At 67.3% G+C, this 20,799-nt stretch carries 18 protein-coding genes; 6 read left to right on the top strand and 12 right to left on the bottom strand.

The features are described from left to right. Nucleotides 1-256: 256 nt before the first annotated feature. From D9V32_RS07740 to mtrA, 4 genes are all read right to left on the bottom strand, one after another. Complete coding sequence (locus D9V32_RS07740) at nucleotides 257-808, bottom strand: ComF family protein (protein WP_121648327.1); 552 nt, start codon at nucleotides 806-808, stop codon at nucleotides 257-259. A 376-nt stretch (nucleotides 809-1,184) separates the two neighbouring features. Further along, complete coding sequence (locus D9V32_RS07735) at nucleotides 1,185-2,888, bottom strand: LpqB family beta-propeller domain-containing protein (RefSeq protein WP_121648326.1); 1,704 nt, start codon at nucleotides 2,886-2,888, stop codon at nucleotides 1,185-1,187. Further along, the gene (mtrB, locus tag D9V32_RS07730) at nucleotides 2,885-4,531 is read right to left on the bottom strand and encodes an MtrAB system histidine kinase MtrB (protein ID WP_121648325.1); all 1,647 of its coding nucleotides are present in this window, start codon (nucleotides 4,529-4,531) and stop codon (nucleotides 2,885-2,887) included. Before mtrB ends, D9V32_RS07735 begins: the two co-directional genes overlap by 4 nt. A gap of 9 nt (nucleotides 4,532-4,540) precedes the next feature. Further along, nucleotides 4,541-5,221: an MtrAB system response regulator MtrA gene (mtrA, locus tag D9V32_RS07725; protein WP_121648324.1), complete on the bottom strand. Its 681-nt coding sequence runs from the start codon at nucleotides 5,219-5,221 to the stop codon at nucleotides 4,541-4,543. Nucleotides 5,222-5,525: 304 nt separating this feature from the next. Here mtrA and D9V32_RS07720 point away from each other — a divergent pair, with 304 nt between their 5' ends. Genes D9V32_RS07720 through D9V32_RS07700 form a run of 5 tightly spaced genes read left to right on the top strand, consistent with a single transcriptional unit; the run spans nucleotide 5,526 to nucleotide 11,432 of the window. Continuing rightward, the gene (locus tag D9V32_RS07720; protein WP_147440425.1) at nucleotides 5,526-7,166 is read left to right on the top strand and encodes a hypothetical protein; all 1,641 of its coding nucleotides are present in this window, start codon (nucleotides 5,526-5,528) and stop codon (nucleotides 7,164-7,166) included. Next, nucleotides 7,163-7,822, top strand: a complete 660-nt coding sequence (locus tag D9V32_RS07715) for a DUF4129 domain-containing protein (RefSeq protein WP_121648322.1) — start codon at nucleotides 7,163-7,165, stop codon at nucleotides 7,820-7,822. Before D9V32_RS07720 ends, D9V32_RS07715 begins: the two co-directional genes overlap by 4 nt. Next, on the top strand, nucleotides 7,819-9,120 hold the full coding sequence (locus D9V32_RS07710) for a DUF4350 domain-containing protein (protein ID WP_121648321.1): 1,302 nt from the start codon (nucleotides 7,819-7,821) through the stop codon (nucleotides 9,118-9,120). Before D9V32_RS07715 ends, D9V32_RS07710 begins: the two co-directional genes overlap by 4 nt. Next, nucleotides 9,117-10,100, top strand: coding sequence for an AAA family ATPase (locus D9V32_RS07705; RefSeq protein WP_121648320.1), 984 nt, complete (start codon nucleotides 9,117-9,119; stop codon nucleotides 10,098-10,100). The genes D9V32_RS07710 and D9V32_RS07705 overlap by 4 nt, the downstream gene beginning before the upstream one ends. Next, nucleotides 10,101-11,432, top strand: coding sequence for a DUF58 domain-containing protein (locus tag D9V32_RS07700; protein ID WP_121648319.1), 1,332 nt, complete (start codon nucleotides 10,101-10,103; stop codon nucleotides 11,430-11,432). 123 nt (nucleotides 11,433-11,555) lie between these two features. Here D9V32_RS07700 and D9V32_RS07695 read toward each other — a convergent pair whose 3' ends face one another. The 4 genes from D9V32_RS07695 to D9V32_RS07680 all read right to left on the bottom strand — a co-directional run bounded on the left by D9V32_RS07695 (nucleotide 11,556) and on the right by D9V32_RS07680 (nucleotide 15,124). Beyond that, nucleotides 11,556-11,918, bottom strand: a complete 363-nt coding sequence (locus tag D9V32_RS07695; protein WP_121648318.1) for a VOC family protein — start codon at nucleotides 11,916-11,918, stop codon at nucleotides 11,556-11,558. A 137-nt stretch (nucleotides 11,919-12,055) separates the two neighbouring features. Continuing rightward, nucleotides 12,056-13,507 carry a catalase gene (locus D9V32_RS07690; RefSeq protein WP_121648317.1) on the bottom strand — a complete coding sequence of 484 codons (1,452 nt, stop codon included), beginning with the start codon at nucleotides 13,505-13,507 and terminating at the stop codon, nucleotides 12,056-12,058. Between the two features lie 95 nt (nucleotides 13,508-13,602). After that, nucleotides 13,603-14,067 carry a Fur family transcriptional regulator gene (locus tag D9V32_RS07685; protein ID WP_121648316.1) on the bottom strand — a complete coding sequence of 155 codons (465 nt, stop codon included), beginning with the start codon at nucleotides 14,065-14,067 and terminating at the stop codon, nucleotides 13,603-13,605. A 61-nt stretch (nucleotides 14,068-14,128) separates the two neighbouring features. Then, the gene (locus D9V32_RS07680) at nucleotides 14,129-15,124 is read right to left on the bottom strand and encodes a stage II sporulation protein M (RefSeq protein ID WP_121648315.1); all 996 of its coding nucleotides are present in this window, start codon (nucleotides 15,122-15,124) and stop codon (nucleotides 14,129-14,131) included. A gap of 17 nt (nucleotides 15,125-15,141) precedes the next feature. Here D9V32_RS07680 and D9V32_RS07675 point away from each other — a divergent pair, with 17 nt between their 5' ends. Next, nucleotides 15,142-15,993 (top strand): RDD family protein, encoded by an 852-nt coding sequence (locus tag D9V32_RS07675; protein ID WP_121648314.1) that lies wholly within the window; start codon nucleotides 15,142-15,144, stop codon nucleotides 15,991-15,993. A gap of 72 nt (nucleotides 15,994-16,065) precedes the next feature. Here the strand turns inward: D9V32_RS07675 and D9V32_RS07670 are convergent, their stop codons facing one another. The 4 genes from D9V32_RS07670 to D9V32_RS07655 are packed head-to-tail and all read right to left on the bottom strand — an operon-like array spanning nucleotide 16,066 to nucleotide 20,784. After that, complete coding sequence (locus D9V32_RS07670) at nucleotides 16,066-17,757, bottom strand: alpha-galactosidase D (protein WP_183086229.1); 1,692 nt, start codon at nucleotides 17,755-17,757, stop codon at nucleotides 16,066-16,068. Nucleotides 17,758-17,795: 38 nt separating this feature from the next. After that, a complete protein-coding gene (locus D9V32_RS07665) occupies nucleotides 17,796-18,956 on the bottom strand; it encodes a glycoside hydrolase family 27 protein (RefSeq protein WP_121648312.1) in 1,161 nt (386 codons plus the stop codon). Nucleotides 18,957-18,959: 3 nt separating this feature from the next. After that, nucleotides 18,960-19,799 carry a carbohydrate ABC transporter permease gene (locus tag D9V32_RS07660; RefSeq protein ID WP_121648311.1) on the bottom strand — a complete coding sequence of 280 codons (840 nt, stop codon included), beginning with the start codon at nucleotides 19,797-19,799 and terminating at the stop codon, nucleotides 18,960-18,962. Nucleotides 19,800-19,803: 4 nt separating this feature from the next. After that, a complete protein-coding gene (locus tag D9V32_RS07655) occupies nucleotides 19,804-20,784 on the bottom strand; it encodes a carbohydrate ABC transporter permease (RefSeq protein WP_121648310.1) in 981 nt (326 codons plus the stop codon). Between the last annotated feature and the right edge of the window lie 15 nt (nucleotides 20,785-20,799).

Below are 20,799 nucleotides of genomic sequence, written 5' to 3'. Positions count from 1 at the left end.
GACGGTCTTGCCCCCAACACACGTTGGTGATGCCGAGAGCAAGCGTAAAATCGCCGAGAAAACCCTGTCAATGCACTCTTTTTTCACGGCCTTACCAGGGTATTTTTTACGGTGGCGAACGCGGTCACACGATCTCGATTTCGCCGGACAAATACGGGGGAGCACGTTAATATTGCCGTTCCGAGGCCGGGCGCAACCGCCCGCAGCAGGGACCGTCAAAACCCGACAGCCGAGGGGTCATGCCGTGCCGCCGAGCTCAATTTCTGCTCGGATTCGACGCTCCTCGGCGCGGAGCTCGGGCGAGGACCAGCGCCCCTGCCGCGACCACGCCCTGCGCGCTGAGGGCTCGAATCGCCTCCCGCAGGGTGGCACCGGTGGTGCACACATCGTCCACCACCCAGACCGAGGCGAGGTTCGCGTCGTGTGTCAGGCTCGGCGAACCGAGTCTTGCGGGCACCGGCCGGGCACGCATCGCGTGACGGAGGTTGTGCGCGCGCTCGGCGATGCTGAGGCCCAGCTGGTCGCCGGGTTCGCGTGCCCAGCTCAGGAGGTGGCGTGGGCGTTGACCGGCCGCGCGCAGCAGGGAGACAACCGGGTGATATCCGCGGCGTCGAAATCCCGCTGCGCGGCCAGGCACGGGCACCAGGATCGGTGGCGGCAGGGCGGACTCCCGTGGCTGCGCCGCGCGAATCGCGCGGGCGAGGGGGTCGGCGAGGGCGCGGCAGAGATCCACCCGATCGTGATTTTTGAAGCTCAGGATGAGCCTAGCCGGGGCGTCGCGGTAGGCGAGCGCCCACCAGAGTGGCACCGACTCTTGCCCGGGCAGGAGACCGCGCCGCGCGACCTGCCCGCTCAGCACCCTGCGGCAGGTGGAGCAGAGCCCGGAGGCAGGACGACGGGGATCGGGTGGGCGGGCACAGCCCGGGCACGGAATCGGAAGTAGGCAACCGAGTACACGCGCCACGAGGGGAAAGACCGTGGGTAACGCTGTGGGTAACTCGGTGGGTAACGCCGCGGGGCTCGCGACGGACGTGGGCGAGGTGTGGAGCAGAGGAATCGTCATGAGACCATCCTCAGTTCGGGCGTGCCCGTGTGCCCAGACCGTCTCGAAATCTGTGGGCTCCTGCGGGGGCACAGCCGCCTGTGGAATCTCTCCGAGATACCCGGGGAGATTCCACCGGCGACTACTCGACGCGCTCGGGTGCGCCCTGCTGCGTCGCGATCAGGCGTACATCCGTGGCCACCTGCTGCCAGGATCCCGAACGCCAGAACATCATGCGACCGTCCTCCCCCAGGACCCTCAGCTGGTTGATGTTGCTCCCGCCAACGATCATCGTCCCGCCGGTCACGGGCACCAGGGAATCACTTCGCCCGCCGACAACCGACTGAACGATCTGGGCCACGCCCTGTTCGTTGGTGCCGAGCGAGGCTACGGTGTTCTCATCAACCCAGGTCGCGGAGCGGGCGGAGCCGCCCGCGGCGGGCACGCGCACCGGCTCGCCCAGCCGCACGGGCACGCCGTTTTCGTCCTTTTGGATTCCGGCCACCAGCAGCACGCTTCGACCACCCGACACCACGAAGGCCAGTACGCGGGTACCGTCTCGCGAGACCTGCAGCGAGACGATCTGTGCCGCATCCGGCCAGCTCACCGTCACCGGAAGCTTCTTCCCATCCGGCCCAATGGCAACCAGCTCGGACGGGGCATCCGCCGGAACGGACCAGATGTAGCCGGAGCCATCGATGCTCGGCGGAATCAGGTGCGCGCGGGCATCCACGAGTTCCGGCCCGGCCGGACGAATAGCGGACACCCCGCTGGGGGCCAGCGCGGCAACGAGCTGGCGCGAACCATCGATGGTCGCCGCGGTGGGGTTCAGCGCCTCCACCTGCGAGGAGATCACCGGGATCTTGTCGATGCTGTCGTCGGTTTGGAACCCGAAGCCGGCCTCGGTGAGCACCAGCGCGCGGGGATCGGTGCGAGCTCCGGAGATTGTCAGCGGAGTGGCTTCCTGGGGGACGCCGTTCACGCTGAGGGTGACGGACTTGATCGAGGACACCTCGGACAGGCTCTCGACCAGCTGCGCCTTCATCCGGCGCAGGGTGAGCTCATCCTGCCCGCTCGCCTCGCGGTTGAGGTTGATCGTGGCCGTGCTGTTTTCGATCGGCACGGTATCGGTCAGGAGCCTGGTGCCCTCGGGGAACGCGGTGGAGACCGACCCGGCCAGCCAGGGGCTCGGACCGGCGAGCAGCGCCTTCACAACGTTGGTGGAGGTCGAGGAGCGTGACGGGAACCAGCGCACCTCCGGCACCAGGGCGGTCCAGCTCGGATCAAAGAATCGCAGCGTGTACGGCTTGAAGACCTCGCGGAACTTCACCGGGTCGAGCATGACGCCATCGGGCGCACTGGAGATGCGCCACTGCCCACCCACCTTCGCAAAGGTGAAGTCCAGCTGGATCGAGGAGTTTCCAAATTCCGGGGTGTACTGCCCGGTGGCGTCCACCGTGGCGAGCGGGGTTGCGGTCATCGTCAACCCACCGACGGCCTCATTGGATTCGATCCGACGCTGCTCGGCCTGATCCATGATCGCGCGGGCATCCGGCTTCCAGGTTCCGGCGAGGGTCGTCGTGAGGAATTCGCGGGCGGTCGCATAGTTGTTCGCGGGGCTCGCCGCGGCCTCGATAAAGCCGGTCAGGAGCTCCTCACGGCTCGCATCCTTTTCCGGACCGCGCGCCAGGAACACCACCTCGGGGCCCTCAGAACGATCAACCGCATGGCCGGCGTTTACGCTTCCGCCGCGCGGGATCGTCGCGCATCCGGAGATCAGCAGGAGCGCCGTGAACGCCCCCACCAGCGCGGCTCCGCGACGACGCCACATCCGTGCTGCACTCATGCGGTGATCCCTTCAAACGCGGTTTCGTCCGGTCCGTCCATGCCCGCATCCACGGGTTCCAGGGGCAGCGGGGACGCGCCAAGGCCGTCCTCCTGCTCGTGGTGGCGGGGAAGGAGGAGCCTAAAGTTAGAGCCCGCACCTGTGCGGGACCAGACCGCCAGGGTTCCCCCGTGCAGCTGGGCGTCCTCGAGGGCGATGGCCAATCCCAGGCCGGTTCCACCGATGGTGCGCCGCCGCGAGGGATCCGCGCGCCAGAAGCGGTCAAAGGCGCGCGCAGCATCGGTTTCGCTCATCCCGAGCCCATAGTCGCGCACGGTCAGCGCGACGGTGCTGGAGGTCGAGTCGATGGTCATCACGACCGGACGACCCTCGCCGTGCTCAATCGCGTTCCCCAGAAGGTTGTTGACGATGCGACGAATCCGGCGCGGGTCGATATCGATCGGCCCGTATCCGCCCGGGGCGAGCACCACGAGGCGGGATCCGCTCTGGTCGGCGAGCTGCTGCATCCCCTCCACGCAGTCGCGCACGAGCGCGGGCAGACTCACCGGCTCGAGGTCCAGCTGGATCGATCCCGCGTCATAGCGGCTGATTTCCAGCAGGTCGGCGAGGAGGAGTTCAAATCGCTTGGTCTGGGTATTCAGGAGCTCGACCGTGCGCGCGGTGGTGGGAGGGAAGTCTTCGCGCTGATCGTAGAGGACGTCCCCGGCCAGGCGGATCGTCGTGAGCGGGGTCCGCAGCTCGTGCGAGACGTCCGAGACGAAACGCTGCTGCACGCTGGAGAGCGCAGCGAGTTTCTGAATCTGGCCCTGCATACTGTCCGCCATGCGGTTGAAGGATCGCCCCAGGGTGGCCAGCTCATCCTGCCCACGAACCGGAATACGCACCTCGAGGTCGCCCGCGGCCAGCTTCGCCGAGGTCTGTGCGGCCACCTTGACCGGATCGGCAACCAGGCGCACCACGGCCCAGGCGACCCCGCCGACCAGGAGCAGCAGCACGAGCCCACCCACCAGGAGCGAGCGCTGCACAAATCCGAGGGTTTCCTCGGTGCCCGACAGGTCGTAGCCGATATAGATCTCGTAGGCCGCACCGTCGGGGAGGCGGGCCTGCCCACCCACGATCAGCCCGGGATCCGTGTGCTCACCGCTCGCGGCCAACGCGGTGGACTGCCACCACAGGCCGTCCGGGTTCTTCTGCACGGTGCGGCGCAGCTCATCACTGATCACCCCGTTCTGCAGACCGGGGCTCACAAAGTCCTGGGGTGCGGTGGCGCTAAAGGGCTGGTTCGGGATGCGGAATGCCGCGACCAGCGCGCTTCCGGAGGCCTGCGAGAGGTCGGTACGCGCGGTGGTCATCAGGGCCTGGAAGTCAACCCGAGACTCGGCCGTGGAGGAGTCAAACGTGCGCTGCGCGTTGTCCAGAGCGCGACGGGTATCGCTCTGCGCCTGGGAAACCCGCGACTGAAACAGATCGCTGCCGATCGAAATCGTCATGTATCCGCTCGAGAGCATGATCGCGAGCGCGCTCAGCAGCATCGTGATCGTCACCGCGCGGAACTGCAGCGAGTGCCGCCAGGAACGCACGAGTCGGCGCGGAATTCCCCGCCAGCGGCGGAGCCGGACGGCGGTGAAGAAGTCTTCGGGCATGGTCCGCCGCTACTCGGCGCTCCCCGCGCGATAGCCCACGCCGCGCACGGTCATCACGATGCGCGGGTTGTCTGGGTCAAGCTCCACCTTGGAACGCAGGCGCTGAACGTGGACGTTGACCAGACGGGTGTCCGCCTTGTAGTGGTATCCCCACACCTGCTCGAGCAGGGCCTCGCGGCTGAACACCTGGGCGGGCTTCGCGGCGAGCGCGTGCAGCAGATCGAACTCCAGCGGGGTGAGGTTGATCCGCGTGGTGCCGCGCCGGACCTCGTGGCCGGCCACATCCAGGGTGAGGTCGCCGATGACCAGCTCAGAGGTGGCGCTCTCGCTCGCGGGACGTAGGCGCGTGCGCACCCGCGCCACCAGCTCCTTGGGGTTGAACGGCTTCACGATGTAGTCATCGGCACCGGATTCGAGCCCCTTGACGACGTCGGCGGTATCCGACTTTGCGGTGAGCATGATGATCGGCACCCCGGACTCCTGGCGAAGACGGGTGCAAATCTCGATGCCGTCCATGCCCGGAAGCATGAGGTCGAGCAGAACCAGGTCGGGCTTGTACTCGCGGAAGGCGTCCACCGCGGCGGCGCCGTCCGCGCAGAACTCGGGCTCGAAGCCCTCGGTGCGCAGCACGATGCCGATCATCTCGGCAAGCGCCGTATCGTCATCAACCACCAGAATGCGTGGAGTCATCGATCCCGTTCTCAGTTGTCGCCGCGGAAATACACCGCGCAGGGGGAAACACAGTTCCCCCAGACTACTCGGTGCAACAAAAAATTGGACGCTTTGCGGAGATCGTGGCGCGAATGACCGCATTGTCCGGGCAGATCCGGCGGGTTTTTCGAGAATCTGGACGGAAGATTGTGAGTGAACGCGTCAGCCGCGTGACAAAAACCGACCTCTTCACCCCCGTGGGCGGCGAGATCCCCCCGGGAAGGGAGCGGGTATGTCACGATGGAAGCATCGATAGCTATCCCTACCGGCAAGGAGAACTCCGGTGACCGACGAACGACAGCCCCACACCCCCGCGCCCGAAGACGGAACAGTGCCCGAAGACGGACCGGTGTCCGAAGACGGAACAGTGGCGGCACCCGGAGCCGCGTCAGCCTCGCCGGAATCGGCCGCTCCCGCCGGCTCGGCTCCCGCTCCCGACCCCGGCTCGGCCCTGCCCAGTTGGGCGGCACCGAGCGCGCCGGCCGCCTCCACGGGCGGATCGGGCTATCCCGCAGCACCGGCACCCGCCGGCTACCCGGCTGCGTCAGGCTACCCGGCTGCGTCTGGCTATCCGGCTGCGTCAGGCTACCCGGCTGCCGCCGCCCCCGGATACCCAGCGCCCGGATACCCCGCTACCGGTTACCCCGCTGCCGCAGGGCAGCCCATTGCCGGGCAGTCTGCCGCGCAAGGCCGCTGGCAGGCGGCCCCGAAGCCCGGGCTTATTCCGCTGCGGCCACTCGCCTTCGGCACCCTGATCGGGGCACCGTTCCGGGTACTCACCCGGAACCCCCGGGCAACGCTCGGCAGCGCGCTCATCCTGCAGGGCTTTACCGGGATCCTTGCGCTCGTCGCCTCCTGGTTTGCAACCGACTGGTTCCTGGAGCGCGTCTACAGCGCCTCCGACGCGGATCGGGCAGCAATCACCGCGGGTTCCGGAGCGATCATGCTGATCGTGTTCCTGATCCCCGTGCTCCTTCAGGCACTCACCACCGCCTACCTCCAGGGTGTACTGGTCAGCGAGGTCTCCCGCGCGACCCTCGGCGAAAAGCGTCGTCTCGGCGAGCTGTGGCGCGCGGTGTGGCCGCGGGTGGTGCCCCTGCTGGGATACAGCCTGCTGATTTTCGCGATCCTACTGGTCGGCTTCACCGTCCTGGGCGGCGCGATCGTCTTCACCTTCTGGCTGACGGAAGACAACTGGGTCGCCACGATTCTTGTTGGTCTCCTTCTCGGCCTCGCCGTGTTCCTCCTCTTCGCCTGGCTCGCGGTGAAAACCTCGCTGACCCCCAGCGTGATCGTGCTCGAGCGTCGCAGCCTCCGGGCCTCGATCGCGCGCTCCTGGCGACTCACCAACGGCTACTTCTGGAAGACCCTCGGCGTGCAGCTGCTGGTCACGGTCATCGTGTCCACGGTGACGCAGCTCGTCCTCACCCCGGTGGTTCTGATCACCTCGATCATCCCCGTCATCACCTCGCCGACCGACCCCAACGACCCCTCCGGCATGTTCGCCTCGGTCCTCCTCCCGACCCTGATCTCCGGCATCCTGGCAATCGTGATTGGTGCCATCGGCGCGGTCGTCTCCTCCTCCGCCATCGCGCTCATCTACCTCGACCTGCGCATGCGCAAGGAGGGTCTCGATATCGACCTGATGCGCTACGTCGAGGCCGGCGCGACCGCGAGCGATCTGCCCGACCCCTATACGATCGTGCGTCCCGAATCCGCGGCCTCGGCCGCGTCTCACCGCTCACAGGGCCCCACCGGCCCGGGCTATCCCCCGCAGGGCGGGTACCCGGCGGCCCCGAGCTACCCTCAGCAGGGCGGCTACCCGGCGGCACCCGGCTACCCGGCACCGCAGGGCCACCCCGGCCAGCAGGGCTACCCGCCCGCACCCCCGGTTCCCCCCGCTCCCGAGGCACCGCGGGTATGAGCCTCGCTTTCGCGGTTCCGCCGCTGACCCCGGATGCTCCGGATGCCGCCACCTGGCTGCGCGATGAGCTGGCAAAACCCGAATACACCGCCGCCAAACCCACCCCGTTTGATCGCGCCGTTTCGGAGTTTCTCGCCTGGCTGGGGCGGCTCTTTTCGGGCGATACCAGCACGCCTGCAGACTGGGTTCCGGTCGCGATCATCCTGCTGGTTTTGGCCGCGGTGGCCGCGGCAATCATCATCTGGGGTCGCCCGCGGCTGAACCGCTCGCGTCGCGCCACCGCGCACACGCTGTTCGGTGAGAACGACACCCGCAGCGCCGCCGCGATTCGCGCGGCATCGCAGCGTGCGGCCGCCGCCGGCGACTACACCACCGCCGTCCTCGAGGCGTTCCGCGCGCTCAGCCGCGACCTGGATGAGCGCACCATCATCATCCTCGACCCGGGCAGCACCGCGCATCAGGCCGCACGCGCGGCGGCCCTGGCGTTCCCGAAAACCCGCGAGCTTCTCGCTCAGTCGGCCGACTATTTTGACGGCGTTCGCTACCTCTCCGAGCCCGGTACCTCCGATCGCTGGGAGTACATCACGGCGGTAGATGCCGAGCTGCGCGCGCAGAGCCCACAGCTGGCCGAGATTCCCGAGGGGGCCGCGCGATGAGCGTTCAGGAAGCCCCGGTACTCGCCCCGGGCAGCCGAGCCGAGACCGCCGATGTGCCCGCGTCGGGTTCGGTTCAGACCCCCACCGTGCGCGCGTTTTTTCGGCGCTCCCGGTTCTGGATCATCGCCGCGGTGGCCGTGATTATCACGGCTATCGTCTTCATGGTGTTCAACAATTCCGGCAGCGCACGAGACCGCTCACTCGATGCGCAGGATCCCTCGCCCACCGGGTCAAAAGCCATCGCCACGGTGCTGAGCAACCGCGGCATCAACGTCACCGTCGCGCGCACCTATGAGGAGGCGCTCTCCGCGCTGCGAACGGGCGAGAGCACGCTACTGTTCGCCGATGAGGGGCGCTTCCTCGACGCCGAACGCACGCGGAATCTCACCGACCGGGCGGATCGCACGGTGCTGGTGAACCCCGGCTACACCACCCTCGATGCGGTGGACTCCCCGATCACCCCCGCGGGCTCCGCAGGCCCGGATGCCACCCTGCCGCTCGCCTGCACGCTGCCCGCCGCCGAGCGCGCCGGCAGCATCAGCTCCGGCCCGGTGTACTCCCCCGGCGAGGGCACCGCCTGCTTCGGCACGGCGGAGTCGGGCTTCAGCCTCGTCATCTCCCCGGATCAGCGCATCACCGTGCTCGGGCCCGCCGAGGTCCTGCGCAACGAGTCGATCCTGGAGCGCGGTAATGCGGCCCTCGCGATCGGCCTGCTGGGCGAGACCCCGAACCTCGTCTGGTACCTGCCCACAGCCGCCGATCTCGTGGCCAACGGGGGTGGCACCACCTTCGCCGAGGCCACCCCGCGCTGGCTCAGCCCGGTGCTCTGGATGCTGATCCTCACCGCCGTGACCGCCGCGCTCTGGCGCGGGCGCCGCTTCGGCGCGCTCGTGGGCGAGGATCTCCCGGTGAGCGTTCCGGCCGCGGAAACCCGCCACGGACGCGCACGCCTCTACCAGCGGGTGGGCGCGCGTACCCGGGCCCTGGATGCCCTGCGCATCGGCACCATGGATCGTCTGGCCACGCGCCTCGGCCTGCCTCGGCAGACCCCCGCGGACGCAGTGTCCAATACCCTCGCGGATCGCCTGCGCATCCCACGCGCCGAGGTGTATGACCTCCTGATCGCGCGGGCCGTACGCTCCGAAGCCGAGCTGGTGCACCTCGCCCAGGAGCTCGGCCGGCTGGAAGCCGCGGCCGCCGACGCCCTGGACCCCACCTCCCCCGGCACGGGCGGTTTCCGCGCCGGCCCACACACTCCTGATCCCCGTCCCTCGACCGGAAGTAGACACTCATCATGACCCTCACCGCCGAAGAGATCCACGCCCGCGACACCGCGCTGCGCACCGCCCTCGCCCGTGTTCGGGCCGAGGTTGGGAAGTCGGTGGTGGGCCAGGATGCCGCCGTCACCGGACTGATCATCGCCCTGCTCGCGCAGGGGCACGTGCTCCTCGAGGGTGTGCCGGGTGTCGCCAAGACGCTGCTGGTGCGCACCCTGAGTGCGGCCCTGTCACTCGAGACCAAGCGGGTGCAGTTCACGCCGGACCTCATGCCGGGCGATGTTACCGGTTCGCTCGTCTACGATGCCAAGGCCGGAGACTTCGAGTTCCGTCGCGGGCCGGTCTTCACCAACCTGCTGCTCGCTGATGAGATCAACCGTACGCCCCCGAAGACGCAGTCGGCACTGCTCGAGGCGATGGAGGAGCGCCAGGTATCGGTGGATGGCGTCTCGCTTCCGCTGCCCACCCCGTTCCTGGTGGCGGCGACGATGAACCCGATCGAGTACGAGGGTACCTACACGCTGCCCGAGGCTCAGCTCGACCGCTTCCTGCTAAAGCTCGTCCTCGACCTGCCGGAGCGAGACGTCGAGGTGGAGGTGCTGCGCCGTCACGCCGCCGGATTCAACCCGCGCGATCTCGGATCGGCCGGGGTCACCGCCGCACTCACCGCGCAGGAGCTGCGCGCCGCGCAGGAGGCCGCCGCCGGAACCGCGGTGTCCGCGGATGTCCTCGCCTACATCGTGGATCTCGCCCGCGCCACACGGCACAGCCCGTCCGTGCGCATGGGTGTGAGCCCCCGTGGTGCCACCGCCCTGCTGGCCAGCGCGAAGGCATGGGCCTGGCTGAGTGGGTACCCGGCCCTCACCCCGGACCACGTGCAGGCGATGGTGCTGCCGGTCTGGCGGCACCGCCTGCAGCTGCGCCCGGAGGCGGAGCTCGAGGGCGTGTCGGCCGACACCATCCTGCGCTCCATCATGCAGCAGGTGCAGGTGCCCATCTAAATGGCGATCACCGGATGGTTTGTGCTGCTCCTGGGCGTCGGGGTGATCCCGATCGTCGTGGGCACTGGGCTCGGCGGAGAACCGGGGTTGATCGCGCTGGGCTGGATCGCGCTGGTCGTGATCCTGCTCGCCCTCGACCTCGCCCTCGCAGCCTCCCCGCGGGCGCTGCGCCTCGAGCGCGCGGGCGATCGGCGTGCCCGGCTGGGCGAGCCGGCATCCGTTCTGCTCTACCTCACAAACTCCTCCGCCCGCACCCTCTCGGGTATCGTGCGCGATGCCTGGGAGCCCTCGGCGGGCGCGCAGGCCTCGCGGGTGCGCGTGCGTATTCCCGGGCGTGAGCGTCGCCTGATCCGTACCATTTTGGTGCCCTCCCGCCGCGGTGAGCGGCGGAGCGCGAGCGTCACCGTGCGCTCATTTGGGCCGCTGCGGCTCGGGGCCCGGCAGGCCACGCTGAACGCCCCCGGCACGCTGCGGGTGCTGCCGCCGTTCCGCTCGCGCCGTCACCTGCCCTCCCGGCTGGCACGGCTGCGTGAGCTCGACGGTGCCACCTCGCTGATGGTGCGCGGTCAGGGCACCGAGTTCGACTCGCTGCGCGACTACGTGCGCGGAGACGACGTGCGCTCGATCGACTGGCGCGCGAGCGCCCGCCGGATGGGTGGGCAGCCCGCCGGTGGTGAACACCTCGTGGTGCGAACCTGGCGGCCCGAGCGTGATCGGCGCGTCATCATCGTGGTGGATACCGGTCGTGCCGGTGCTGCACGCATTGCCGACGAACCCCGGCTGGACACCGCGTTTGAGGCTTCTCTACTGCTCGCGGCACTCGCGACCCGGGCGGGCGACCGCGTGGATCTCCTGGCTTTCGACCGACGGGTACGCGGCCGCGTCACCGGCTCTACCGGGGCCGCGCTGCTCGAAAACATGGTGAACACCATGGCGGATATCGAGCCGGAACTCATCGAAACCGACTGGTCGGCTATTCCGTCCGAGGTACGCCAGATCACCTCGCAGCGCTCGCTCGTGGTGATCCTGACCGCCGCGGAAAGCCCGGGGTCTGCGGGCGATATGATCGCCAGCCTGCCCGAACTCACCGCCCGCCACCTCGTGGTCGTGACCTCGGTACGCGACCCGGAGGCCCTCGACGCTCGCACCATCGTAGACAGCCGGGCGGATGTCTACGAGGCAGCGGCGGCCGAGCGATCGCTGCTGGACGCTGAACGGGTAGCCCAGGCGCTCCGCCGCGTGGGAGCGGACCCCATCTCGGGTGCGCCCGAGGCACTGCCGCCGCTGCTCGCCGACCACTACCTCGCGCTCAAGGCCGCCGGGAGGCTGTAGCCCCGCCCAGGCCGGGCCGCGCGCGGTCTAGTCTTCGTGAGCGTCGCCGATGCAGAACACCGTGCCGCGCGCGGTCTAGTCTTCGTGAGCGTCGCCGATGCAGAACACCGTGCCGCGCGCGGTCTAGTCTTCGTGGGCGTCGCCGATGCAGAACACCGTGCCGAAGGGGTCCTGGAAGACGTCCCACTGCATGCCGGGGTATTCGTGGTGGGCCTGGTGCACGGCACCGGCCGCCACGATCGAGGCGAGCAGGGCCGCGCGCTCCTCGCCTGCTTCGAGATCAAAATCGAGGTGGATGAGGTTTTTCCCGGGGGTGGGATCGGGAACCCGAGCGAAGCCCAGGTTGATGCCCGGGATCGCTCCGGAGAGCACGAGGAACTCGCCGCTCTCGCCCACGTCGATGGTGGAGCCGCCGAGAATGCCCTCCCACCAGGCGGCCACGGGTACCGGGTCGAGACAGTCGAGGGTGATCATGCCGAGTCGCATCGGGTGGTCCTTTCCACTCTGAAGATTGTTCCCAGCGTATCCGGGAGTACCGACACCCGGCCATACCCGGACACCGGGTTAACGGCCGCACGGCACCGTCCCGAGGGACGATGCCGTGCGGCGAGGAGAACCCGAAACTACGCGCCGAGGTTGGCGGCGAGCTTCACACCCAGGGTGGCGTCCACGTTGGTCCAGTACGCGATGGCACGAGCACGGATCTCGGCGTTCTGCACGGCACCCACGTGACCGGTGATGGTCTCAAGCAGGCGGGCACGCTGCGCGTCATCCATGATGTCGCGAACGAGGGTCCCGGCCTGACCGAAGTCGTCGTCCTCGGCGTGCAGGCTGGCGGCGGTACGAGCGAACTCGCCGTCGTTCTCCCAGCCACGCTCGTCGGCGGCGTATGCCGGGTCACCGGCGGGGCCGCCGACGGAGTTCGGTGCGTACACCGGGGTCGAGGCGGAGTTAAAGGAATAGCGGGCGGCACCGTCCTGCGAGTACGAGTGCACCTCGTTCTTCGGGGCGTTCACCGGCAGCTGGGCGTGGTTCGTACCCACGCGGTAGCGGTGCGCATCCGCGTAGGAGAAGATGCGGGCCAGCAGCATGCGGTCCGGGCTCGCGGCGATTCCGGGCACGAAGTTCGAGGGCGCGAAGGTGGCCTGCTCGATCTGCGCGAAGTAGTTCTCGGGGTTGCGGTTGAGCTCGAACTGGCCCACCTCGATCAGCGGGTAGTCGGCCTTCGGCCACACCTTGGTGAGGTCAAACGGGTTGAAGCGGTAGGTCTTGGCGTCCTCATAGGACATGATCTGCACCGAGAGGGTCCAGCTGGGGAACTCCTCACGCTCGATGGCCTCGTGGAGGTCGCGGATCATGTAGTCGGCGTCGGTACCGGCCAGCTTGTCGGCCTCGGCCGCGGTGAGGGACGCGTTGCCCTGGTTGGTGCGGAAGTGGTACTTGACCCAGAAGCGCTCACCGGCGGCGTTGATCCACTGGTAGGTGTGCGAACCGAAGCCGTCCATGTGACGCCAGTTGGCGGGGATACCGCGGTCACCCATGAGCCAGGTGACCTGGTGGGCGCTCTCCGGGGAGAGGGTCCAGAAGTCCCACTGCATGTCGTTGTTGCGCAGGTGGCTGCCCGGCAGGCGCTTCTGCGAGTGGATGAAGTCGGGGAACTTGATGCCGTCGCGGATGAAGAACACCGGGGTGTTGTTTCCGACGAGGTCGTAGTTACCCTCGGAGGTGTAGAACTTCAGCGCGAAACCGCGGGGGTCGCGCCAGGTGTCGGGGCTTCCAGCCTCGCCGGCAACGGTCGAGAATCGGGCGAGGGTCTCGGTGACGGCACCGGGCTGGAACAGCGCGGCCTTGGTGTATGCGGAGACGTCGTGGGTCACGGTGAAGCTACCAAACGCACCGCCACCCTTGGCGTGCACCACGCGCTCCGGCACGCGCTCGCGGTTGAACTGTGCCAGCTTCTCGACCAGGTAGTGGTCGTGCAGCGGAATTGCGCCGTCACGACCGGTCGCGAGCGAGTGTGAATCGGCGCTCACCGGTGCACCGGAGTTGGTGGTCGTGGTGGGTGTATCCGTCATGGTGGTACTCCTTTTTTTCGCTGGCAAGTACCCCGCGAGGCCTGAGGCCTCCGGGGTGTGGCAGTGTGTTCGTTCGGGACGCGGGTTCACCCGGTTCAGGGGGTGTCCGCGACCTCATTTTCTTGAGCGGCCACGGCGATCTGGCAGGCCGAACACAGCCCCCAGAATGTGACCTCGGCGGTGTGCACGGAGAACCCGGAGGTCTCCCCCGGAATCATGCACGGCGCGTGCCCCACAACGCAGTCCACATCGGCGATTGCACCGCAGCGGGTACACACGATGTGGTGGTGATTATCGTCTACCCGACGCTCGTACCGGGCCGGGGAACCGGCCGGTTCGATGCGGCGCAGTAGGCCGGCATCGGTGAGTGCGGAGAGAACGCCGTAGACGGCCTGGAGCGAGGTGTCTGGCAGGTCGGTGACGACCCGATCGAACACCGTTCCGGCATCCACGTGGGACTTTTCGCCCACCGCCCGCATGACCGCGAGACGCGGCGCGGTGAGGCGCAGGCCGGCACCACGGATGGCGTCGGCGAGGGCCTCGGGAGTGGCGGTGGTCATAGATCCCACCCTACATGCTTTTTTGAATGACTAAAAATAACTCTCGGTATCCGAGTGTCGTCTATCCGGCGTACACCCGGCGAACGCCCGACTCGAACTCGCCCAGATCCCCGGTTTCACCGGCGCGATACGCCCGACGACCCTGGATCAGCATGTATCCGAGGAACGCGAGGAATGCGACGGCACCGATACCAATCTTGACCGGCCAGGGCAGATCCGAACCCGTCACGAAGCCCTCCACGAGCCCCGAAAGACCGAGCACAAAGACCAGCCCGATCGCAACCGTGATGAGTGCGCGGCCGTCCTCGGCAAGCGCGACCAGCCGCGGCCGGTTGCCCGGTGCCACCCATGACCAGAAGATGCGCAGCCCGGCGGCACCGGCCACAAAGATCGCGGTGAGTTCGAGCATGCCGTGCGGGGCGATGAAGAGGAAGAAGTCGCCGCCGTGGCCGAAGGTGTGCAGGATCGCGAAGGACTGCCCGAGCCCCTGGGCATTCTGGGCGAGGATGAAGGGCACCCAGACACCGGTTACCCCGAATGCGACAGCCTGGGCGGCAATCCAGGCGTTGTTTGTCCAGACCATCGCACCAAACGAACTGGAGGCGTGTTCGGAGTAGTAGTTGTAGAAGTCTTCTTCGGCGTACTTTTGCAGCCCCGCCTCGGTACCGAGGTTGTAGACGAGCTGCGGATCCCCGAGCAGCCAGATGGCCCAGGCCGAGGCGATCAGGATCGTGCCGAGGGCAACCGCGAGGGTGAGCCAGCGAATGCGGTAGAGCGCCGCGGGCAGCTGCAGCAGAAAGAACTCCCCCAGCTGCAGCAGTACGTTCTTACTCGCGGCGGTGAACCGCAGGCGGGCGCGGGCGATGCCCACGCCGAGGCGATCACCGTCCGGGGTGCTGCCGGCCGCGGCCTGCAGCACCGAGAGGTCGCTCGCCGCCGACTGATACCGGGCGATGAACTCGTCCGCCTCGGCACCGCTGAGCGACCCGCGGGAGGTCAGAGCCTCAAGCCGGTTCCATTGTTTTTCGTGCGCGGCACGATACGCGTCGAGATCCATCTGATTAGATTGTAGACATGACCGCGACGTTCTCGCCGATTACCGCCTCGGATCGGGCGGAAAACGAACTCATCACCGGTGAGGCCGTGGCCCTTGAGGTGCGCCCCACCTCGTTCCTGCTGCGCGCGGCCGGTGCGCTGATTGACGGCCTGGTGTCGGTGGTTTTCTTCTTCGGTTGCCTCTTCATGATCGGCGTGATCGAGACGGTGCTGGGCCTCGATTCGGCGATCGCGCAGGCCCTGATCACCGCGTCCATGGCGGTCTCGCTCGTCGTGCTCCCGGCCGTCATCGAGACGGTAACCCGGGGCCGATCGGCCGGACGCTTCGCCGTCGGTGCCCGTATTGTCCGCAACGATGGCGGGGCGATCTCGTTCCGCCACGCGATCACCCGCTCCCTGACCGGTGTGCTGGAACTCTACTTCACCCTGGGTGGCATCGCCGCCCTGGTGGGGCTGCTGAACGGCCGCAGCCGGCGTCTCGGCGACCTCCTCGCGGGCACCTACTCGCAGCACGAGCGGGTGCCGCAGATCCGCCGCTTCGTCCGCCCGATGCCGCCCGAGCTGTTTGGCTGGGCGCAGATCGCCGACGTCGCAAAGCTCCCCGAACCGCTCGCCCGCCGGATCACCCAGTTCCTCGCACAGGCCGACCGCTTCACTCCGGAATCCCGGCTGCGTGTGGCCACCGAGCTGGCTCAGGAGGCCGGGGCCTATACATCCCCCATTCCCCCGGTGCACCCGGAAACGCTGCTCATCGGCATCGCCGCAATCCGCCGCGACAGGGATTCCCGTGCCCTCCAGGCCCGCGCCCGCCGCCTCGATGCACTGGCGCCGGCGCTGCAGAGCACCCCGCACGACTTCCCGCAGCGGTAGCGACCCGGTGTCACGGAAACGGCGCACGGCCGGTCGTCGCTGACCACCCGTGCGCCGCCGCGTTCCCCGAAACTACGGGGTGCGATGAATCGTCACCCGATCCAGGTCCGGTGCCCACTGCCCGGCACCATTGCTGAATCGGATCGTGTTGTTTCCCGAGTTGAGGGTGACCGGGATGCTTCGCTGCCCCACCTGGGACCACCCGCCGCTATTGAGCGCGGAGAGCGTGATCGGGGCAGCACCGTTTACCGATACCTGCACCGAACGGTCATCACCGCTGTTGAAGAACACCGTGAGCGCATGGTTGCCCGCACTCGCGGCGTTGACCGTGACCGTGGCGGTACCGGAGTTGTTCCCTACATAACCGACGTTTTTGCCGCCGGAGCAGGTGGCACAGTTCTGAATGGCCGCGCCGCCCGCGAGCGTACCGGATTCAGCCTCGGTGCTGCGCGCCGGAATCACCCTGAGGATCACGGTGTCGTGGGAGGCCACGCTGGCCGTGTACCCGGTGGTGGAGACACCCCGATCGGCCTGTGCGAAGAGGTCGCGCACGGCACCCGAGGTGCTTCCCAGGAAGATATCGGAGAAGTTCGCGGTGATGTTTGCGGTGCTTCCGGTGCGGTTCACCAGCGCGACGGCCTTGCTGCCGTCCTGCAGCGAGCGCGCCCACACCTGCAGGCCGCCGGTATTCTTGGCGAGCCAGGCCTGCTCCCCCAGGGTGTCCTGGTTGACCGAGAGGATCTCGGTGTTACCGATAAGGCTCGCGATATCCGGCGTCATCGAGCGCACGTCGTTACCCAGCATGAGCGGGGAGTTGGACATGGCCCACATCATGAAGTGGGTCCTGTTTTCGGCCGGGGTGAGACCCGGGTTTCCCACCTGCAGCGTGTCGAAGTCGTTCCACCCCTTGGTGGGCCCGGAGGCCGAACGCAGGGTCGCGGTCGATCCCTTGTCCAGGGTCTTCAGCACGTCGTTCCAGTTCGGTCCCACATCGCCGTCGATGCGCCAGGTGTGGGCGTACTGCGGGCCCCAGTTCTGCTCGCTCTCCCAGCCCCAGGTGGAGGCGGCAACCATGATGTTGCGCCCGCTGGCCTGGATGGCCTGGTTCCACTTCTTAAACACGGTGCCGGCCTGACCGTTTGTGTGGGTCTCGTTCACCCCGCACCAGTCAAACTTCAGGTAGTCGGCGCCCCAGTCCGCGAAGGTCTGGGCATCAACGTACTCGTGTCCCATGCTGGAGGTTTCCGGCAGCCCCGAGGGCCAGCCGGGCTTGTTCGTGGGGCCCTCTTCGCCGCCACAGGGGCGGTCGTTCGGCAGCACGTAGAGTCCCATCTTGAACCCGCGATCGTGCAGCCAGGTGGCGAGCGCCGGCATTCCGCTCGGGAACCGGCGGTCATCCCAGCGCAGCTTGCCATCCGTGCCGCGCGGTACCCGGGGGTCCTGCCAGCGGTCATCGATGTTGATCGAACGGTAACCCTTGTCGCGCAGGCCGTTGTCGATCATTGCCTGCGCAACCTCTTTGACCCGCGTCTCGTTCAGCGGAATGCAGCTGGGCAGAGAGCAGTCGTTGTACTGCGGGAAGAAGGTTCCCCCGAAAATGTTGTACGAGTTCCAGCCGAGCGGCGGCGTCTTTGCCATGTTGTTGCCCGGGTCAAATAGGGTGGCCGCCTCGGCCGGTGGGGCCGCGGGGATCAGGGTCCCGCCGAGGGTGAGGGCGATCGCCGCCGCTCCCACCCCCAGCAGACGAGCTAGACGTTGCTTCATTGCATCTCCAGTCGGTTTCATTAGTGGATACGGGACGGCTAGCCGAGGGTTAGCCGAACCCCGTGAGCGGATACGCGGCGCGTATCCGGGTCTGTGTGGGTCTGGGCGAACACGTCGGTGCCGGGGAAGACCAGATCGATGGGGAGCTCGCGCGGCTCATTCGCGAGGTTCACCACGGCGCGGACAACCCGGCCATTCGCGAGCGGGCGAGACCAGATTTCCCACTCGTCCGCTCGCGTCTCGAATCGCGCGGGTGCGGACCGATCCGCGTTGATCAGGCGAATCTCGGGGGTCAGCAGCAGGTCACGAATCTCCGCGCTCATGGTGCGCACGTCGTTTCCGTGCAGCAGCGGGGCCGAGAGCATCGACCACAGGACGAGGTGCGTGCGCGACTCCGAGAGCGTGAGATCGGGGTGCCCCACGTGCATCATGTCGGGATCGTTCCAGCCGGTCGCGGGGCCGGCGACCGCCGCCCAGCTCTCGGCCGCGGTAGCCCGGGCGATCGAGATGATCGACTCCCAGGTGGCGTGGACGTCCGCGGTGGTCCGCCACAGGTGGGTGAGGTTCGGTGCCCAGGCGGCCTCGTTCTCCTCGCCCCAGGTACTGGCGGACAGCACGATCTGGCCGCCGGCCTCGGCGATCGCCCGGTTCCACTTCTCAAATACAAAAGGTGCGTTCCCGCGATTGCAGGCTTCATCCACACCGCACCAGTCAATCTTCAGGAAGTCGACTCCCCACTCCACGAAGGACGCCGCATCGGCAAACTCATGGCCGAGGCTCCCGGTCTGCGGAAAGCCATTGGGCCCATCGCCCTCCTCGCCCCCGCAGGCGATGGTATTGCCCACGGTATAGAGGCCGAACTTCAGCCCGCGCTCGTGCAGATACTCGCCGATAAACGCCATTCCTCGCGGGAATCGGCGCTCGTCGTGCCGCAGCCGACCCTCTGCATCGCGCGGAGTGCGCGGATCCTGCCAGCGATCATCAATGTTGAGGTAGACATAGCCCGCGTCACGCAGGCCGCTGGACACCAGCGCATCGGCGGTTTCCAGAATGAGTCGCTCCTCGAGGGCCACGTCTCCCGGGAGCAGGGGGTTGGTATCCGCGGGCAGCCCGTGCATTCCGCCAAAGGCGTTGTAGGAGTTCCAACCCAGCGGAGGAACCGGGGCGAGCAGGTTTTCGGGGTCATACAGGGTGGACATGGGTTAGCCTTTCGAGCCCGAGAACTTGACGCCCTGGACGATATAGCGTTGGAAGACAAAAAACAGGAGGATCAGCGGGAGCACGCTCAGCAGCGAGGCGGCAAAGAGACCCGGCAGGTTGATCTTGTAGGAGTTGAGATAGGTGGACATCGCGACCTGCACCGTCCAGGTGCTCTCGTCCTGACCGACCACGAGCGGCCAGAGGAAGGCGTTCCAGCTGTTGATGAAGCCGATCGCGCCGAGCGCCACCATCACGCCACCGGAGTTCGGTAGGACGATCCGGACAAAGGTGCCCCAGTAGCCGAGACCGTCAAGCCGACCGGCCTCCTCGAGCTCCTGTGGGAAATCGAGGAAGAACTGTCGGAAAATGAACACCATAAACACGTTGAACAGGCCCGGCACGATGATGCCGGTGAGGGTGTTCACCCATCCAAACTGGGCGATGACGGCAAAGGTCGGAACGAAGGTCACCGCGCTCGGCACCATCATCGTGGCGAGGAACAGTACAAAGATCAGGTTGCGATGCTTATAGGGGATGCGGGCCAGCCCATACCCGGCAAGCGCCGCGATCGCGAGCTGGGCGACCAGCTGCACGGTGGCCACCACAAACGAGTTCCAGAGGCCCCGCAGAATTGGGGAGTCTCCCTCGACCAGCGCCGCAATGTTCTTGAGGGTGGGCTCGGCGGGAAACCAGGACCACCCGCCCGCGGTGATTTCCGCCCGCGTGCTGAACGCGTTGCGGATGATGATGTAGTAGGGAATGAGGAAGACGGCGGCCAGGGCGATGAGCACCGCATAGAGCAGTACCAGCCGTGCGACTCGGCGACGCCGGAACGCGACCATATCGCTATTTTTCACGGTTCAGTCCAAACACTCGTCCCTGAATCAGGGTGATGATCAGGATCAGCGCGGTCAGCACGAAGGCGCCGGCACTTCCCAGCCCATAGTTCTGATCGGCAAACGCGGCCTTGTAGAGGTACACGAGCGGGGTCATTGCCGCGCTCATATTGCCCTGTCCGCCTCCGCCCGCGCTGCCAAGAATGTTGTAGAACTCGTCGAAGGCCTGGAACGCTCCGATCAGGCAGAGCAGCATCACGGAAACCGTGGTGTTTCGCAGCAGCGGCAGCGTGATGTAGCGCAGTTCCTGCAGCGGGCCGCGAATGCCATCCAGCTGGGCGGCCTCGTAGAGCTCGCGCGGAATCTCCTGCAGACCAGCGGTGAAGATGATCATGAAGAAGCCGGCCTGCAGCCAGAGACGCACGGTGACCAGCACGATCCAGAACCAGGGTGGCGTGGTGGTGCCGATCCAGGCGATCGGTTCGAGTCCGAAGAACCCGAGGACCGAGTTTGCGAGGCCCGTGGGCAGGCCGTTGAACAGGCTCATTTTCCAGACGACCGATGCCACCACGTAGGAGCAGGCGGTGGGAATGAAGAAGATGGTCCGGAAGATTCCCTTCCCCCAAGGGGCCGCGTTGACCAGCAGTGCGAGCAGCAGCGAGAACCCGAGGGTGGTGGGGACGATCACGAGGGCGAAGACCACTACCAGGACGAGGGAACCACGGAATGCGGGGTCTCCGAGTACGGCCACGTAGTTGTCGAGGCCAACGAATCGATCGGGGGTGATGGTGGTCTGGGCGTTGGACACCGAGAGAATGAGGCCCCACACGATGGGGACCACCACAAAAACGAGGAGTCCGATGGCCATGGGGGCGATAAACCCCCAGAAGGCGAGGGTCTGGCGGCTGATGCCGCGGCGGCCGGGCCCCGGCCGGTGAGCGCGGCGGGCGCGCTCACCGGTGGGGGCCGACGGAGTGGGGGCGAGGGTCACGAGGGAGTCCTTCTC

The organism is Mycetocola tolaasinivorans (genome assembly GCF_003667565.1).
GTDB classification, from domain to species: domain Bacteria; phylum Actinomycetota; class Actinomycetes; order Actinomycetales; family Microbacteriaceae; genus Mycetocola; species Mycetocola tolaasinivorans.
Note: the sequence above shows the minus strand (reverse complement) of the source record. Positions and strands in the feature narration are given on the sequence as shown.

What these genes read in the sequence shown, in the direction of transcription:
- D9V32_RS07675 (WP_121648314.1), top strand. Translation starts at nt 15,142, where the DNA reads ATGACCGCGACGTTCTCGCCGATTACCGCCTCGGATCGGGCGGAAAAC.
- D9V32_RS07670 (WP_183086229.1), bottom strand. Translation starts at nt 17,757, where the DNA reads ATGAAGCAACGTCTAGCTCGTCTGCTGGGGGTGGGAGCGGCGGCGATC.
- mtrA (WP_121648324.1), bottom strand. Translation starts at nt 5,221, where the DNA reads ATGACTCCACGCATTCTGGTGGTTGATGACGATACGGCGCTTGCCGAG.
- D9V32_RS07680 (WP_121648315.1), bottom strand. Translation starts at nt 15,124, where the DNA reads ATGGATCTCGACGCGTATCGTGCCGCGCACGAAAAACAATGGAACCGG.
- D9V32_RS07685 (WP_121648316.1), bottom strand. Translation starts at nt 14,067, where the DNA reads ATGACCACCGCCACTCCCGAGGCCCTCGCCGACGCCATCCGTGGTGCC.
- D9V32_RS07710 (WP_121648321.1), top strand. Translation starts at nt 7,819, where the DNA reads ATGAGCGTTCAGGAAGCCCCGGTACTCGCCCCGGGCAGCCGAGCCGAG.
- D9V32_RS07695 (WP_121648318.1), bottom strand. Translation starts at nt 11,918, where the DNA reads ATGCGACTCGGCATGATCACCCTCGACTGTCTCGACCCGGTACCCGTG.
- D9V32_RS07700 (WP_121648319.1), top strand. Translation starts at nt 10,101, where the DNA reads ATGGCGATCACCGGATGGTTTGTGCTGCTCCTGGGCGTCGGGGTGATC.
- mtrB (WP_121648325.1), bottom strand. Translation starts at nt 4,531, where the DNA reads ATGCCCGAAGACTTCTTCACCGCCGTCCGGCTCCGCCGCTGGCGGGGA.
- D9V32_RS07660 (WP_121648311.1), bottom strand. Translation starts at nt 19,799, where the DNA reads ATGGTCGCGTTCCGGCGTCGCCGAGTCGCACGGCTGGTACTGCTCTAT.
- D9V32_RS07690 (WP_121648317.1), bottom strand. Translation starts at nt 13,507, where the DNA reads ATGACGGATACACCCACCACGACCACCAACTCCGGTGCACCGGTGAGC.
- D9V32_RS07715 (WP_121648322.1), top strand. Translation starts at nt 7,163, where the DNA reads ATGAGCCTCGCTTTCGCGGTTCCGCCGCTGACCCCGGATGCTCCGGAT.
- D9V32_RS07735 (WP_121648326.1), bottom strand. Translation starts at nt 2,888, where the DNA reads ATGAGTGCAGCACGGATGTGGCGTCGTCGCGGAGCCGCGCTGGTGGGG.
- D9V32_RS07665 (WP_121648312.1), bottom strand. Translation starts at nt 18,956, where the DNA reads ATGTCCACCCTGTATGACCCCGAAAACCTGCTCGCCCCGGTTCCTCCG.
- D9V32_RS07705 (WP_121648320.1), top strand. Translation starts at nt 9,117, where the DNA reads ATGACCCTCACCGCCGAAGAGATCCACGCCCGCGACACCGCGCTGCGC.